Here is a 15,264-nt window from a genome sequence, read left to right as displayed (position 1 = left end):
CGCCCGCTCCGTCTGTCCGCCCTGAGGCGCGGCTGCGCCTTGCGAACTCGGCGCGGCCCATAGCATGGGCGTGCGGGGCGCGCCAGCGGGCAAGTGAAGGCTGGTTCAGACGCAGGCCTTCGCGATCGCCAGGAAATCCGGCGCTTTAAGGCTCGCGCCGCCCACCAGGGCGCCGTCGACATTGGCGACGCCCAGCAGTTCGGCGGCGTTGGAGGGCTTGACCGAACCGCCATAGAGCAGGCGCACGCCGGCGGCGGCGGGCTTGCCGAGCAGGCGGCCAAGCTCGGCGCGGATCGCCGCGTGCATCTCGGCGACGTCGATGGCGGTCGGCGTCAGTCCGGTGCCGATCGCCCAGACCGGCTCGTAGGCGACGACCAGCGTCGCCGCGGCCGATCCGCCCGGGACCGAGCCGCGCAGTTGCTTCTTGACCACGGCGAGCGCCTTGCCGGCCTCGCGCTCGTCCTTCGTCTCACCGACGCAGACGATCGGGATGAGCAGCGCCGCCCGCGCCGCTTCGGCCTTGGTCTTGACCGTCGCATTGCTCTCGCCATGCAGGGTGCGGCGCTCGGAATGGCCGACGATGACGAAGCTCGCGCCGGCGTCGGCCAGCATCGCGGCCGAGAGATCGCCGGTGAAGGCGCCGCTTTCCCGCGCCGCGCAATCCTGGCCGCCCGTCGCGACGCGCGAGCCGATCAGGGCAGCGGTCGCGGGATGGAGCAGCGTCGCCGGCGGGCAGATCGCGAGATCGACGGCCGCCTTCAGCGTCGCATCGTAGCCCTTGGCGACCTCGGTCGCGATGGCGAGATCGGCCTTCAGCCCGTTCATCTTCCAGTTGCCGGCCACGAGCGGCCTGATGCTGCGCGTCAATTCCCGTCTCCTTCGCTCACCTCGACGGCTCTAGCAACGCCAGGCCCATGCCGCAATCGCATGCGGCGTTCGCGGCCGATTGCAGCTTGCGGCGCGGGTTTCTATAAGCAGCGCCGACCAGACGCTCGGCAGCCTCTTGGCGCAACCGCTTTTCGCCCCTTTCGGCGCTTCAGGGAAAGACCGACACGATGTTGATGCAGGGCATCCGCAAGGCGGGGCAGAGCCTCGTTGGCAAGCTGATCATCTTCGTGCTGTTCGGCTTCCTGATCTTCTCCTTCGCGATCTGGGGCATCGGCGACATCTTCCAGGGCTATGGCCGCAATTTGGTCGCCCGCGTCGGCAAGACCGAGATCGGGCTGGAGCAGATGCGCACCGCATACCAGAACGAAATCCAGACATTGACGCGCCAGCAGCGCCGGCAGGTCACGCCCGACACGGCGCGCGCGCTCGGGCTCGACCGGCAGGTGCTGTCGCGGCTCGTCACGGAAGCGACGCTCGACCAGACCGCGCGCGAGATGCGGCTCTCCGTCTCCGACGAGACCATCCGCAACCTGATCTTCGAGGATCAGAATTTCCGCGACGCATCGGGAAATTTCTCACCGGCGCGCTTCAACGAATTGCTGCGCAGCAACGGCTTCGCCGAGGCGAGCTATGTCCGCGAGCAGCGCGCCGCGATCCTGCGCCAGCAGCTCTCCGAGATGGTCGTCGGCGGCGTCTCCGCCCCCATGGCGCTGCAGGAGCTCGGCAACCGCCTGCGCAACGAGCGCCGCGACGCGACGCTGGCGCGCCTCCCCGCCGCGGCCGCCGGCGAGATCGCGGCCGCGACCGACGAGCAGCTCAAGGGCTTCTTCGAGTCGCGCAGGGCCGGCTTCCGCGCGCCCGAATACCGCAGCGCCAATGTGCTTTCGATCTCGGCCGAGACATTGGCTGACCCGTCGCAGGTCTCCGACGACGAGGCGAAAGCGCGCTACGAGCAGGTCAAGGCCCAGCGCTTCGGCAGCCCTGAGACGCGCACCATCCAGCAGATCAGCTTTCCGAGCCTCGAGGAGGCGCGGGCCGCCAAGACGCGGATCGACGAGGGCGACACGTTCGAGGCTTCGGCCTTCGCGCGCGGCGTTCTCGAAAAGGACCTGACGCTCGGCACCTTCAGCCGCACCCAGGTCTTCGACGCCGCCGTGCGCGACGCCGCCTTCGCCCTGGCCGAGGACGCGGTCAGCGCCCCGGTCGCAAGCGGTTTCGGCCCCGTGCTGGTGCGCGTCACCGCGATCAACCCGGAGCGCGTGCGCCCCTATGAGGAGGTCGCGGCCGAGCTCAGGCAGGAAATCGCGACGACGAAGGCGTCCGGGCGCATCGTCGAGCTTCACGACAGGATCGAGGACCAGCGCGCCGCGGCCAAGCCGCTGGCCGAGATCGCCAGGGAGTTCAACCTGCCGCTGCGGGCGCTCGGCCCGGTCGATTCGTCGCTGCGCAAGCCGGACGGCGGGCAGGAGCCGGCGCTGCCCGGCGGCGACGCGACGATCCAGGGCATCTTCCGCTCGGATATCGGCATCGACAACGAGGCGATCCGCCTCCCGCGCGACACAGGCTATGTCTGGTTCGACCTGACCAGGATCGACGCCGCCCGCGAGCGGACATTCGAGGAATCGAAGACCGAGGTCGAGGCGCAGTGGCGCACCGAGGAGATCGCGACGCGGCTGTCGGCGAAGACGCGCGAACTGGCGCAGCGGCTCGACAAGGGCGAGGCGTTCGACGCGGTCGCGGCCTCGGCCGGACTGACGATCGAGACGGCGGCGGGCCTCGGCCGGCAGGACCAGCGTCCGGACCTGCCCGCGAACGTCGTCAGCCTGATCTTCGGCACGGTCGCGGGCAAGAGCAATTCGGCCTCGCTCGCGGATGGCGGGCGCATCCTGTTCAAGGTCGATTCGGCCTATGTCCCGAGCTATGCCGCCACCACCCAGGAGGCCGAGAACTTCGCCCGCCTGCTCGGCAACAGCGTGAGCGAGGACATGCTGACGCAGTATGTCGCCAGGCTGCAGGCCGATCTCGGCGTCGCCGTCAACGAGACCGCCTTCCGCAACGCCACCGGCGGCGCGCAGAACTGACCATGAGCGCGCCGCCGGAGCTCGAGGCCTTCTCGCGCGGTTACGCGGCCGGCGCGCCGCAACTGCTGCGGCACGTTCTGGTCGGCGATTGCGAGACCCCGGTCGCGGCCTTCCTGAAGCTGCGCCATGCCGTGGCCGGGCCGGCCTTCCTGCTCGAATCGGTCGAGGGCGGAGCGGTGCGCGGGCGCTATTCGATGATCGGTCTGAAGCCCGACCTGATCTGGCGCTGCGAGCGCGGGCAGGCCTCGGTCCGCCGGCCGTCCGAGGGCGATAGCTTCGCCGCCGATCCGCGCCCGGCCTTCGAGAGCCTGCGCGCGCTGCTCGACGAGAGCGCCATCCCGACGGGGGCCGACCTGCCGCCGATGGCAGCCGGCATCTTCGGCTATCTCGGCTACGACATGGTCAGGCTGATGGAGCGCCTTCCGGAGCCGAAGGCGACCGGCGCCGGCGTGCCCGACGCCATCCTGATGCGGCCGACCGCGATGGTGGTGTTCGACGCGGTGCGCGACGAGATCCATGTCGTCACGCCGGTCAGGCCGAAGCCCGGTTTGTCCGCGCGCGCCGCGCATGAGCAGGCGCTGGAGCGGATCGAGGCGGTCGTCGCCGCGCTGGAAGGCCCCATGCCCCCGGACGCCGCGATCGACATCGCCAATTTGCCCGAGCCCGCGATCGCCTCCAACACCGGCGAGGCGCAATTCCGCGCCATGGTCGCGACGGCGCAGGATTACATCCGCGCCGGCGACATCTTTCAGGTCGTGCTGTCGCAGCGTTTCGAGGCGCCCTTCGCCCTGCCGCCCTTCGCGCTTTACCGCGCGCTGCGGCGGGTCAATCCGGCGCCCTTCCTGTGCTACCTCGATTTCCGCGACTTCCAGATCGTCTGCTCCAGCCCCGAGATCCTGGTGCGGCTGCGCGACGACACCGTCACCATCCGCCCGATCGCGGGCACCCGCCGGCGCGGCGCGACCCATGCCGAGGACGAGGCGCTGGCGGCGGAACTGCTGGCCGATCCGAAGGAGCGGGCCGAACACCTGATGCTGCTCGATCTCGGCCGCAACGATGTCGGCCGCGTCGCCCGGATCGGGACGGTCAAGGTGACGGATTCCTTCTTCGTCGAGCGCTACAGCCAGGTCATGCATATCGTCTCCAACGTCGAGGGGACGATCGACGCGAGGCACGACGCCTTGGCCGCTCTCGCGGCCGGCTTCCCGGCCGGCACCGTCTCGGGCGCCCCGAAGGTGCGGGCGATGGAGATCATCGACGAGCTCGAGCACGATGCGCGCGGCGCCTATGGCGGCTGCATCGGCTATTTCGGCGCCAATGGCGAGATGGACACCTGCATCGTGCTGCGCACGGCGGTGGTCAAGGACGGGCGCATGCATGTCCAGGCCGGCGCCGGCATCGTCTACGATTCCGACCCGGCCTCGGAGCAGCAGGAATGCGTCAACAAGGCCAAGGCGCTGTTCAAGGCGGCGGAAGAAGCGATCCGGTTCGCGGCGAGGGCCGGACGGGGGCGGTAGAAGCCGGGTAAGACGTCAATCCCGTCATTGCGAGAGCGGCCAACTTGACCGCCCCGCCCCCGACCGTGCATGACCTTCGCCCGAATTCACGGCGAACCCATGCGCATCCTGCTGATCGACAATTACGACAGCTTCACCTGGAACCTCGTCCACCTGATCGGCGGACTGGGAGCCGAGGTCGATGTCGTGCGCAACGATGCGCTGAGCGTGCCCGAGGCGCTGGCCGGCGGGCATGACGCGATCGTGCTCTCGCCCGGCCCCTGCACGCCGAACGAGGCCGGCATCTGCCTCGATCTCGTGCGCGAGGGCTCTGGGCGCGTGCCGATGTTCGGCGTCTGCCTCGGCCTGCAGGCGATCGGCCAGGCCTTCGGCGGCGAGATCGTGCGCGCGCCGCTGCCGATGCACGGCAAGATCTCGACGATCACGCATCATGCGCGCGGGCTGTTCCGCGGCATCAACGGTCCCCTGAAGGCGACGCGCTATCACTCGCTCGTCGTCGAATGCGGGAGCTGCCCGCCCGAGCTCGACATCGAGGCGACGACGGAGGACGGGCTGATCATGGCGCTGTCGCATCGCCAGATGCCGGTGCACGGCGTGCAGTTCCATCCCGAGAGCATCGCCTCGGAGCATGGCGCGACGATCCTGCGAAATTTCATGGATCTGGCGGAACGATGGTCGAGGACACATCGCGCACCCGCCCTTTCCGCGACAGCCTGACCAGACCAGAGTTCCCATGGACGATTTCAAACCCTTCATCGCCAAGGTCGCGACCGGAGCCACGCTCTCGCGCGACGAGGCGCGCGACGCCTTCGACGGCATCCTGTCCGGCGAGGTCACCAATGCGCAGGCGGCGGCCTTCCTGATGGCGCTGCGCGTGCGCGGCGAGACCACCGAGGAGATCACCGGCGCTGTCGCGGCCATGCGCGGCAAGATGCTGCCCGTGAAGGCTCCGGGCGACGCGATCGACATCGTCGGCACCGGCGGCGATTCGTCCGGCTCCTACAACGTCTCGACGCTGGCCGCGATCATCGCCGCCGCCTGCGGCGTGCCCGTCGCCAAGCATGGCAACCGCGCCGCCTCCTCGCGATCGGGCGCGGCCGACGTGCTGACCGCGCTCGGCGTCAAGGTCGGGCTCGATCCGGCGGGGACGGAAGCCTGCATCGTGAAGGCCGGCGTCGGCTTCATGTTCGCGCCGACGCACCACGCCTCGATGCGCCATGTCGCGCCGGTGCGCACCGAGCTCGGCACGCGCACGATCTTCAACCTGGTCGGGCCGCTCTCCAACCCGGCCGGCGTGAAGAAGCAGCTCATCGGCGCCTTCTCCGAGACCTGGCTGGAGCCGATGGTCAAGGTCCTGGCCTCGCTCGGCTCGACCCGGATCTGGGCCGTGCACGGTTCCGACGGGCTCGACGAGATCACGACCACCGGGCCGACCCGCGTCGTCTCGCTGGAGGACGGCAAGATCGAGAGTTTTCAGATCGGCCCCGACGATGTCGGGCTGGCGCGCGCAAAGCCCGAGGACCTGCGCGGCGGCGAGCCGGCCCAGAACGCGGCCGCGCTGACAGCGGTGCTCGATGGACAGAAGACCCCCTTCCGCGACATCGCCGCCTTCAACGCGGGCGCCGCGCTGCTGGTCGCGGGCAAGGCCGCCGATCTGCGCGACGGACTGGCGCAGGCTCAAGGAGCGCTCGATTCCGGCCGGGCCAAGGCGGCGCTCGCCGCGCTTGTTTCGGCCTCGAACGCGTGAGGCGGCGATGAGCGACATCCTCGCCCGGATCGAGGCCTACAAGCGCCAGGAGATCGCCGCCGCCAGGGCCGCGATCCCGCGGGCGGAGATCGAGATCCTCGCCCATACCGCGCCGCCGCCCAAGGGATTTGCGGCCGCGCTCGCCGTGAAGCACGCCGAGGGCAAGCCGGCGCTGATCGCCGAGATCAAGAAGGCGAGCCCGTCCAAGGGGCTGATCCGGGCCGATTTCGACCCGCCCGCGCTCGCCCGCGCCTACGCCGAGGGCGGCGCGGCCTGTCTCTCGGTGCTGACCGACGGCCCATCCTTCCAGGGCAGGCCGGAATTCCTGATGCAGGCCCGCGAGGCGAGCGGCCTGCCGACCCTGCGCAAGGATTTCCTCTACGATCCCTATCAGGTCTATGAGGCGCGCGCCTGGGGGGCGGACTGCATCCTGATCATCATGGCCGGCGTCGATGACATGGCCGCGCGCGCCCTGAACGAGACCGCGCGCGAACTCGGCATGGACGTGCTGGTCGAGGTCCATGACGAGGCCGAGCTGGAACGGGCGCTGCCGCTCGGCGCAAAGCTGCTCGGCATCAACAACCGCGACCTGCGCAGCTTCGCGGTCGACCTCGCCGTGACCGAGCGTCTCGCGCCGCTGGTGCCGGGCGACCGCGTCGTCGTCGGCGAGAGCGGCATCTTCGGTCCGGCCGACATCGCCAGGCTGTCGCGCTGCGGCGTCGACACCTTTCTCGTTGGCGAGAGCCTGATGCGGCAGGCCGACGTCGCGGCGGCGACACGCGAGTTGCTGGCCGTGCCGGCGCGGGACGCCGCCGCATGAGCGGGCTCAGCCATCTCGACGCAAAAGGCCAGGCCCATATGGTCGATGTCGGAGACAAGGCCGAGACGGCGCGGATCGCGATCGCCGAAGGCTGCGTCGTGATGGCGGCGGAGACGCTGGCGATCGTGCGCGCCGGGGACGCCAGAAAGGGCGACGTGCTCGGCACGGCGAGGCTTGCGGGCATCATGGCGGCCAAGCGCACGCATGAGCTGATCCCGCTCTGCCACCCGCTGCTGATCGGCAAGGTCGCGGTCGAACTCGTCATCGACGAGGCGCTGCCGGGAGTGCGCGTGACGGCGGAGGTCAGGATGAAGGGCCAGACCGGCGTCGAGATGGAGGCCCTGACGGCGGTCTCCGTCGCGTGCCTCACGGTCTACGACATGGTCAAGGCGGTCGATCGCGGCATGCGGATCGTGGACATCAGGCTCAAGCACAAATCCGGCGGCAAGTCCGGCGTCCATGAAGCGGAGCGCCGCTGATGGCGCTGACGCCGGTCAAGGCCGCGCTGAGGGCGCTGCTCGACAGCGTGCCGGGCCCGATGGCGGCCGAGACGCTGCCGCTGGCGCGATGCGCCGGCCGCGTGCTGGCTCAGGACATCGCGGCGCTGCGCACCCAGCCGCCCTTCGCCAACTCCGCCATGGACGGCTACGCGGTTCGCGCCGACGATCTCGCGCTGGCAAAGGAATTGCGCGTCATCGGCGAATCGGCTGCGGGTCGCGCCTTCGCTGGACGGCTCGGCGCCGGCGAAGCGGTTCGCATCTTCACCGGCGCCCCGATGCCCGACGGGGCGGACACGATCCTGATCCAGGAGAACGCCGACGGCGTCGGCGGCGCGACGATCCGTGTGCGCGAAGGCGCGGCCGAGGGACGATTCGTCCGGCCGGCGGGACTCGACTTCGGGGAGGGCGACGTCCTCCTCCCGGCCGGCCGCGCGCTCGACAGCGCCGCGCTCGGCCTCGCCGCGGCCGGCGGGCATCCGGCGCTGGCCGTGCGCCGCAAGCCCCTCGTCGCCATTCTCGCAACCGGCGACGAACTCGTGCTGCCGGGCGAGCCTGTCGGGCCGGACCAGATCGTCGCCTCCAACAGCTTCTCGCTGGCGGCGATCGTCGAGGCGGCGGGCGGCGCGGTGCTCGATCTCGGCATCGCGCGCGACAATCACCCCGATCTCGCCGATCGCATCGGCCGCGCCCGTGCCGCCGAAGCCGACGTGCTGCTCACGCTCGGCGGCGCCTCGGTCGGCGCGCACGATCTCGTCCAGGAGGCGCTGAAGCGCGCCGGCATGGACCTCGGCTTCTGGAAGATCGCGATGCGGCCGGGCAAGCCGATGATGATGGGCCGGCTCGGCCGCATGGTCGCCGTCGGACTGCCCGGCAATCCGGTCTCCTCGATCGTCTGCGGGCATCTCTTCGTCATGCCTCTGCTCGAGGCGCTGCTCGGTCTGCCCGACCCCGACAGGGACCGCAGCGAGCCAGGGATCATCGGAATCGATATGCCGGCTAACGATGAACGGGAGGACTATCTTCGTTCCGATCTCGTCCATTCCGCGGCCGGATGGATCGCGACGCCGTTCCAGAGGCAGGATTCCTCGATGCTGGGCACGCTCGCGAAGGCCAGGGCGTTGACGATCCGTCCGCCTTTCGCCGAGCCGGCAAAGCAGGGCGACCCCTGCCGGATCATCCGGCTGCGCTGAGGGGCGCTTGCGGAACACACCGCGAACCTGTATCATGTTCGTGATTTGTTTCGACTCCGCGCTTCGGGCGCTCCGGCGGGAATCATGCTGACACGCAAACAATTTGAACTGCTCCGCTTCATCCAGGAACGTCTGCGCGAAAGCGGCGTGCCGCCCTCCTTCGACGAGATGAAGGACGCGCTCGACCTCAAGTCCAAGTCCGGCATCCACCGCCTGATCATGGCGCTCGAGGAGCGCGGCTTCATCCGCCGGCTGCCGAACCGGGCCCGCGCGCTCGAGGTGATCAAGCTGCCGGACGGCGTCGCGGGCTCGCAGGCCCCGCGGGGGCGCTTCAGCCCCTCCGTCGTCCAGGGCGGCCTCGGCAAGGTCAAGCCGGCGAGCAGCCCGCCCGAGGACGATGCGCGCTCCACCATCGCCATTCCTGTGATGGGCCGGATCGCCGCCGGCACGCCGGTCTCGGCGATCCAGAGCCGCAGCCACAACGTCTCGCTGCCGGCCGACATGCTCGGCGCGGGCGAGCATTACGCGCTGGAGGTACGCGGCGATTCGATGGTCGAGGCCGGCATCCTCGACGGCGACACCGTGGTCATCCGCAAGCAGGACACCGCCAACACCGGCGACATCATCGTCGCGCTGATCGACGACGAGGAGGCGACGCTGAAGCGGCTGCGCAAGCGCGGCTCCTCGATCGCGCTGGAGGCGGCCAACCCGGCCTACGAGACGCGCGTGCTCGGTCCCGACCGCGTCAAGATCCAGGGGCGCCTCGTCAACCTGATGCGGCGCTACTAGGGCATGCCGATTTCACGCTGAAACATCGTCATCCCGGTCCTGATCCGGGATCCATCATAGATCGGCGACCGCGCCCTGTGTCGGATCCCGGATCCGCGCCGCTTTGCGGCTCGTCCGCGACGACTCGGTGGTTCCCGATGAGATTCTAAAATCGGTCGACAGGGTCCTCCTCGACCAGCGGCGTCGGCTGCGCCGCGGGCGTGGGAGCAGCCGCTTGCGGCCGGCGGCGGTTCCACGGGCGGCCGTCCTCGCCGCTTTCGGCGGCGAGCCTGCGCCAGGGCTGCCGGCCGGGCAGGATCGCGCCTGAGCGCACCAATGCGGTGGCGCCGTCGCGGCCGAGCGCCATGCGGTCGATCAGCATGGCCTTGCAGGGCGCGCTCCACGGGATCGGCGTGACGACGAGGTCGGCGCGGCGGCAATCCTCGACCAGAGCGATCCGGTCGCGGACGAAAGCCACGCTGCGACCGTCCCGCGTGGCGATGACGCAGCCCTGCGCGTCGCAGGCCGCGCCTTCGCGCAGGCTCGGGTCGTTGGGCTTGCGGCCGTCGCCATCGGCGGTCAGCCATTGCTGCAGCACGAAGGCGCTCGGCTTGCCGGCGACGACGAGGCGTCCGTCCTTGGCCCGGACCGCTAGACCCGAGCCGTCGCGCTCGATCAGGATCTCGGGCCGTTCGGGTTTGGCCGCGACCGCGACGCCCGTCACCAGCGGCAGGATGGCGAGGAAGCGCAGCTTCGTCGTCCAGAGCGTCAGCCAGAGCAACGCCAGCGCGAAGCAGACCAGCGCCGCGACGCCGAAGGCCGGAATCACCAGCGTGGAATGATCGATCGTCGCGACCCAGTTCGCCAGTTGCAACACGGCGTCCGAGGCCAGGCCCATCAGCTTCCAGGCCGGCCAATCGAGCCCGAACGGATAGGCCAGCACGCCGAAGACGGCCGCCGGCATGACGAAGAGCGAGACGAAGGGCAGCGCCAGCGCGTTGCCAAGCAGGCCGAACGGGTTGAAGGTCTGGAAATGATAGGCGCCGAAGGGCGCGGTCGCCGCCGTGGCGAGCAGGGTCGTCACCACGATGCCGATGGCGGCGAGCCGGACCGTCGCCAGCGGCCATGGCAGCGACGCCGGCGGCCGCGGCCGATCCCGCTCCTCCCAGCGTTCGGCGAAGGCGACGAGCGCGGCCACCGCGCCGAACGACATCTGGAAGCTCGGACCGAGCAGCGCCTCGGGCTCGCGCAGCAGCACGATGATCGCGGCCAGCGCCAGATTGCGCATGCTCAGCGCCGGCCGGTCGACCAGGATCGCGCCCAGCATGATCAGCGTCATGATCAGCGAGCGCACGGTCGCGACCTCCGCGCCGGAGAAGACACAATAGGCCGTCGCGCCGACCATCGCGGCGAGCGCCGCGATCTTCTTGATCGGCCAGCGCAAGGCGAGCGTCCGCGACAGCGCCAGCAGCGCCCGGACCAGCCAGAAGATCGTGCCCGCCGCCAGCACCATGTGCAGGCCCGAGATCGAGACGATGTGATAGATGCCGGCGGCGCGCAGATCGGCATTGGTCGCCTCGGTGATCAGGCCGCGCTTGCCGGTCACCAGCGCGGCGGCCATCGCGCCGGCCTGGCCGCCGCCGATCTCGGCGATGCGCTGCGTCAGCGCGTTGCGGGCCCGGTCGATCGCGACGGTGAGCGCGAGATCGCGCGGCGGCGGCTGCGGCGGCGTCGTCAGCGTGATCTTGCCGGCGACGCTGCCGACCGCGCCCAATCCGCGAAAGAAGGCGTCGCGCCCGAAATCATAGCCGCCCGGCCGCGCCGGCCCCGGCGGCGGCAGCAGGCGCGCCACGGCCGAGACATGGTCGCCGGGCGAGACGGTCCCGGTCCTGACATTGACGCGCACGCGCCTGGGCTGCTTCGCGGCCTCGACGCCGGCAATGCCTGTGACCAGCAGCACGATGCGCGCGCCGGCGTCACGCGTTTCGACCGATTCGACGAAGCCGCTGACCTGCCCTACCCTTGGCCGCTCCAGCATCGGAGCCGCGATCTGGGCGGTGCGCCAGGTCGCGGCCGTGAAACCGGCGAAGATCGCCGTCGTGGCGATGCAGGCGATCATGACGAGCCGCCTCCGGCGCAGCGCGACGGCGCCCGCGCCCGCCACCGCGAAGCCGGCGAGAGGCGCGGCCAGGGCCGGCTCCCGGTCGGCGGCGAAATAGAGCAGGATGCCGAGCCCCATCATCACCGGCAGCCAGAGGAAGAGCCGGCGGCGCTCGGCTTCGGCTTCCAGCGCGGCGCTCAGCGCCCGGCCGGCATCCGCGAGCCAGAGCGAGAGGCTGATCCCGCCAAGCCTCGCGCCGCGCAGCCGCGCGCCCCGTGGCCATGCCAGAGCCGCGCCGGCAGCGGCCGCGCGCGATCTGGACTGGCCTTCGGGAGCCTGGCGCATCGGCCTTGCCCGTGTTGCGGCGGTTGACGAGGTTGAGCTTAACGTCGGCGGGTCAGCCATGTTACAGGGGCCGCGCCGGATGTCATGCGGTCTCCGGTCGAAGTCATCGTTCGTCCCTTCGCGGGTCGCTTTTCCATTGCGCCGGCATCGACAAGCCGGCGGGAGCTTTGCCTTTCATGAGCGATGCCGTCGTCACGCGCTTTGCCCCCTCGCCCACCGGCTTCCTGCATATCGGCGGGGCGCGCACCGCGCTGTTCAACTGGCTCTATGCCCGCCGTCATGGCGGCCGTATGCTGCTGCGGATCGAGGACACCGACCGCGAACGCTCGACGGAGCCCGCGATCGCGGCGATCCTGGACGGACTGGCCTGGCTCGGCCTCGATTGGGACGGCGACACCATCTATCAGTTCGCGCGGGCCGAGCGGCACCGCGAGGTCTGTCACCAGATGCTCGCCTCCGGCAACGCCTATCATTGCTATGCCACGCCGGCCGAGCTCGACGAGATGCGCGAGCAGGCCAGGGCCGCCGGCAAGCCGATGAAATATGACGGGCGCTGGCGCGACCGCGATCCGGCGACCGCTCCCGCCGGCGTCAGGCCCGTCATCCGCCTGCGCGCGCGGCAGACCGGCGAGACCGTGGTCGAGGACGAGGTCCAGGGACGCGTCGTCTTCCAGAACGAGAATCTCGACGACCTCGTCCTGCTGCGCTCGGACGGCAACCCGACCTACAACCTCGCCGTCGTCGTCGACGATCACGACATGGGCGTGACCCATGTCATCCGCGGCGACGACCACCTGACCAACGCCGCGCGCCAGACCCAGATCTATCAGGCGATGGGCTGGAACGTTCCGAGCATGTCGCATGTCCCGATGATCCACGGGCCGGACGGCGGCAAGCTCTCCAAGCGCCATGGCGCTCTCGGCGTCGATGCCTATCGTTCGATGGGCTACCTGCCGGCGGCGCTGCGCAACTACCTGCTGCGGCTGGGCTGGAGCCATGGCGACCAGGAGATCTTCTCGACCGACGAGATGATCGCCCTGTTCAACCTGTCGTCGATCGGCCGTTCGCCGGCGCGCTTCGACTACGCCAAGCTGGAGAGCCTGAACGGGCTCTACATGCGGCAATCCGCCGATGGCGAGCTGCTGGCGGCGCTGAAGGTCATCCTGCCCGAGATCGGACCCGCGCGCGGGATCTCCGACGCCATGCCGCCCGAGCTGGAGGCCCGCTTCCTCGCTGCCATGCCGGGCCTGAAGGAGCGCGCCAGGACGCTGATCGAGCTGCTCGACTCAGCCTATTATCTACACGCGACGCGCCCGCTCCAGCTCGACGCCAAGGCGGCGGCGCTGCTCGACGAGGCCGGGCGGCAGCGGCTGCCGGGTCTGGCGGCCGCGCTCTCGGGCGTCGAAGGCTGGTCGGTCGAGGCGCTGGAAGCCGCGGTGCGTGGCTTCGCCGAGGAGCATGGCCTGAAGCTCGGCCAGGCTGCGCAGCCCTTGCGCGCGGCCCTGACGGGGCGCGCGATGTCGCCCGGACTCTTCGACGTCATGGCGGTTCTCGGACGCGAGGAAACGCTGGGCCGGCTCGCCGATCAGGTTGCGTCGTAAGCCGGGCAGGACCGTCTTTCGGCTCGGTTGAACCCCTTCCGCAAATGGTCTAGTGACGCGCCATGTGACCGGGTTCGCCTCGCGGGCGGCAGGGCACGAATTTTGCTTGAATATCAGTCGGATGACCCGTCTTTCCAGCCTTGTCCGCTTGTGCCGTTCCGTCACGGGGCCGTCATTTCCAGGCCCTCTCATGATGCCGACGTCTCACGCGCCACAATCCTCAAGTCTGGCGGACGGAACAGCGGGTGACCAGCAGCGAGCCTGAAAGGATCGGTTTCGATGAGCGGAAACAACGGACAGCTCCAGGTCGGCGACAAGACCGTCGACATGGCGATCAAGAAGGGTTCGATCGGCCCTTCCGTCATCGATATCGGCAAACTCTACGCCCAGACGGGCATGTTCACCTACGATCCGGGCTTCACCTCGACGGCGGCCTGCGAGTCGCAGATCACCTATATCGACGGCGATGAGGGCGTGCTGCTCTATCGCGGCTACCCGATCGAGCAGCTCGCCGAGCATGGCGACTTCCTCGAGACCTGCTACCTGCTGCTCGAAGGCGAACTGCCGACAGCCGCGCAGAAGGCGGATTTCGACTATCGCGTGACGCGCCACACCATGGTCCACGAGCAGATGGCCCGCTTCTTCCAGGGTTTTCGCCGCGACGCGCATCCGATGGCGGTCATGGTCGGCTCGATCGGCGCGATGTCGGCCTTCTATCACGACTCGACCGACATCTCGGACCCGCATCAGCGCATGGTCGCGTCGATGCGGATGATCGCGAAGATGCCGACGCTCGCCGCGATGGCGTACAAATACACGGTCGGCCAGCCCTTCATCTATCCGCTGAATTCGCTCGACTACACCTCGAACTTCCTGCGCATGTGCTTCGCGGTGCCGGCCGAGGACTACAAGGTCAATCCGGTGCTGTCGCGCGCGCTCGACCGCATCTTCATCCTGCACGCCGACCACGAGCAGAACGCCTCGACCTCGACGGTCAGGCTCGCCGGCTCGTCGGGCGCCAATCCCTTCGCCTGCATCGCGGCCGGCACGGCCTGCCTGTGGGGCCCCGCCCATGGCGGCGCCAACGAGGCCGCCCTGCAGATGCTGCAGGAGATCGGCTCGGTCGAGAACATTCCGAAATTCATCGCCAAGGCGAAGGACAAGAACGATCCCTTCCGCCTGATGGGCTTCGGCCACCGCGTCTACAAGAACTACGATCCGCGCGCCAAGATCATGCAGAAGACCACGCATGAGGTTCTGGCCGAGCTCGGCATCAAGGACGACCCGCTGCTCGACGTTGCGATGGAGCTGGAGCGGATCGCGCTGCACGACGAGTATTTCATCGAGAAGAAGCTCTATCCGAACATCGACTTCTATTCGGGCATCACCCTCAAGGCGATGGGCTTCCCGACCTCGATGTTCACCGCGCTGTTCGCGCTCGCCCGCACCGTCGGCTGGATCGCGCAGTGGAAGGAGATGATCGAGGATCCGTCCCAGCGCATCGGCCGCCCGCGCCAGCTCTATACCGGCGCGCCGGTGCGCGACTACACGCCGATCGGTCGGCGTTGAGGAACGCCGCCGCGCCGGCCTGGCCATCGGCGGCGCGACAGAGCAGACAGGGGCCGTGACGCGAAAGCGCCGCGGCCCTTTTTCTTGCGGCGAATTGTTGGCTTTTCCCGGTGCGATCCTGGGCTATGATCGAACGA

12 protein-coding genes are annotated in these 15,264 nt (G+C 69.5%); 10 read left to right on the top strand and 2 right to left on the bottom strand.

The genetic code is table 11. The annotated features are described in order from the left end of the window. Positions 1 to 105 precede the first annotated feature (105 nt). The gene (tpiA, locus tag AC1RRW_RS03430; RefSeq protein WP_492899132.1) at positions 106 to 867 is read right to left on the bottom strand and encodes a triose-phosphate isomerase; all 762 of its coding nucleotides are present in this window, start codon (positions 865 to 867) and stop codon (positions 106 to 108) included. A gap of 188 nt (positions 868 to 1,055) precedes the next feature. Between tpiA and AC1RRW_RS03425 the strand changes: the two genes are divergently transcribed. The 8 genes from AC1RRW_RS03425 (at position 1,056) to lexA (ending at position 9,532) form a co-directional block, all read left to right on the top strand. After that, positions 1,056 to 2,969 carry a SurA N-terminal domain-containing protein gene (locus AC1RRW_RS03425; RefSeq protein WP_492899131.1) on the top strand — a complete coding sequence of 638 codons (1,914 nt, stop codon included), beginning with the start codon at positions 1,056 to 1,058 and terminating at the stop codon, positions 2,967 to 2,969. A gap of 2 nt (positions 2,970 to 2,971) precedes the next feature. Beyond that, entirely contained in the window at positions 2,972 to 4,486 is a 1,515-nt protein-coding gene (gene trpE / locus AC1RRW_RS03420; protein ID WP_492899130.1) for an anthranilate synthase component I, read from the top strand. A 69-nt stretch (positions 4,487 to 4,555) separates the two neighbouring features. Next, positions 4,556 to 5,203 carry an anthranilate synthase component II gene (locus tag AC1RRW_RS03415; RefSeq protein WP_492899129.1) on the top strand — a complete coding sequence of 216 codons (648 nt, stop codon included), beginning with the start codon at positions 4,556 to 4,558 and terminating at the stop codon, positions 5,201 to 5,203. 16 nt (positions 5,204 to 5,219) lie between these two features. Further along, positions 5,220 to 6,233, top strand: coding sequence for an anthranilate phosphoribosyltransferase (trpD, locus tag AC1RRW_RS03410; protein WP_492899128.1), 1,014 nt, complete (start codon positions 5,220 to 5,222; stop codon positions 6,231 to 6,233). 7 nt (positions 6,234 to 6,240) lie between these two features. Beyond that, complete coding sequence (gene trpC, locus AC1RRW_RS03405; RefSeq protein ID WP_492899127.1) at positions 6,241 to 7,053, top strand: indole-3-glycerol phosphate synthase TrpC; 813 nt, start codon at positions 6,241 to 6,243, stop codon at positions 7,051 to 7,053. Continuing rightward, the gene (moaC, locus tag AC1RRW_RS03400; protein ID WP_492899126.1) at positions 7,050 to 7,532 is read left to right on the top strand and encodes a cyclic pyranopterin monophosphate synthase MoaC; all 483 of its coding nucleotides are present in this window, start codon (positions 7,050 to 7,052) and stop codon (positions 7,530 to 7,532) included. Before trpC ends, moaC begins: the two co-directional genes overlap by 4 nt. After that, positions 7,532 to 8,743 (top strand): molybdopterin molybdotransferase MoeA, encoded by a 1,212-nt coding sequence (locus AC1RRW_RS03395; protein ID WP_492899125.1) that lies wholly within the window; start codon positions 7,532 to 7,534, stop codon positions 8,741 to 8,743. Before moaC ends, AC1RRW_RS03395 begins: the two co-directional genes overlap by 1 nt. Before the next feature lie 84 nt (positions 8,744 to 8,827). Continuing rightward, positions 8,828 to 9,532 carry a transcriptional repressor LexA gene (lexA, locus tag AC1RRW_RS03390; RefSeq protein WP_492899124.1) on the top strand — a complete coding sequence of 235 codons (705 nt, stop codon included), beginning with the start codon at positions 8,828 to 8,830 and terminating at the stop codon, positions 9,530 to 9,532. 145 nt (positions 9,533 to 9,677) lie between these two features. On the opposite strand, the gene AC1RRW_RS03385 is transcribed toward lexA, so the two are convergent. Next, on the bottom strand, positions 9,678 to 11,957 hold the full coding sequence (locus AC1RRW_RS03385) for a ComEC/Rec2 family competence protein (RefSeq protein ID WP_492899123.1): 2,280 nt from the start codon (positions 11,955 to 11,957) through the stop codon (positions 9,678 to 9,680). 176 nt (positions 11,958 to 12,133) lie between these two features. Between AC1RRW_RS03385 and gltX the strand changes: the two genes are divergently transcribed. Further along, entirely contained in the window at positions 12,134 to 13,558 is a 1,425-nt protein-coding gene (gene gltX / locus AC1RRW_RS03380) for a glutamate--tRNA ligase (RefSeq protein WP_492899122.1), read from the top strand. A gap of 279 nt (positions 13,559 to 13,837) precedes the next feature. Beyond that, complete coding sequence (gene gltA, locus AC1RRW_RS03375; RefSeq protein WP_492899121.1) at positions 13,838 to 15,127, top strand: citrate synthase; 1,290 nt, start codon at positions 13,838 to 13,840, stop codon at positions 15,125 to 15,127. Positions 15,128 to 15,264 lie beyond the last annotated feature (137 nt).

It is taken from the genome of Allobosea sp. GW821-FHT12C12 (assembly GCF_058807355.1).
Note: the sequence above shows the minus strand (reverse complement) of the source record. Positions and strands in the feature narration are given on the sequence as shown.

Excerpts from the sequence above, each read along its gene's own strand:
- lexA (WP_492899124.1), top strand. The coding sequence starts at position 8,828 with ATGCTGACACGCAAACAATTTGAACTGCTCCGCTTCATCCAGGAACGT.
- trpD (WP_492899128.1), top strand. The coding sequence starts at position 5,220 with ATGGACGATTTCAAACCCTTCATCGCCAAGGTCGCGACCGGAGCCACG.
- gltA (WP_492899121.1), top strand. The coding sequence starts at position 13,838 with ATGAGCGGAAACAACGGACAGCTCCAGGTCGGCGACAAGACCGTCGAC.
- moaC (WP_492899126.1), top strand. The coding sequence starts at position 7,050 with ATGAGCGGGCTCAGCCATCTCGACGCAAAAGGCCAGGCCCATATGGTC.
- gltX (WP_492899122.1), top strand. The coding sequence starts at position 12,134 with ATGAGCGATGCCGTCGTCACGCGCTTTGCCCCCTCGCCCACCGGCTTC.
- trpE (WP_492899130.1), top strand. The coding sequence starts at position 2,972 with ATGAGCGCGCCGCCGGAGCTCGAGGCCTTCTCGCGCGGTTACGCGGCC.
- AC1RRW_RS03415 (WP_492899129.1), top strand. The coding sequence starts at position 4,556 with ATGACCTTCGCCCGAATTCACGGCGAACCCATGCGCATCCTGCTGATC.
- AC1RRW_RS03385 (WP_492899123.1), bottom strand. The coding sequence starts at position 11,957 with ATGCGCCAGGCTCCCGAAGGCCAGTCCAGATCGCGCGCGGCCGCTGCC.
- trpC (WP_492899127.1), top strand. The coding sequence starts at position 6,241 with ATGAGCGACATCCTCGCCCGGATCGAGGCCTACAAGCGCCAGGAGATC.
- AC1RRW_RS03425 (WP_492899131.1), top strand. The coding sequence starts at position 1,056 with ATGTTGATGCAGGGCATCCGCAAGGCGGGGCAGAGCCTCGTTGGCAAG.
- AC1RRW_RS03395 (WP_492899125.1), top strand. The coding sequence starts at position 7,532 with ATGGCGCTGACGCCGGTCAAGGCCGCGCTGAGGGCGCTGCTCGACAGC.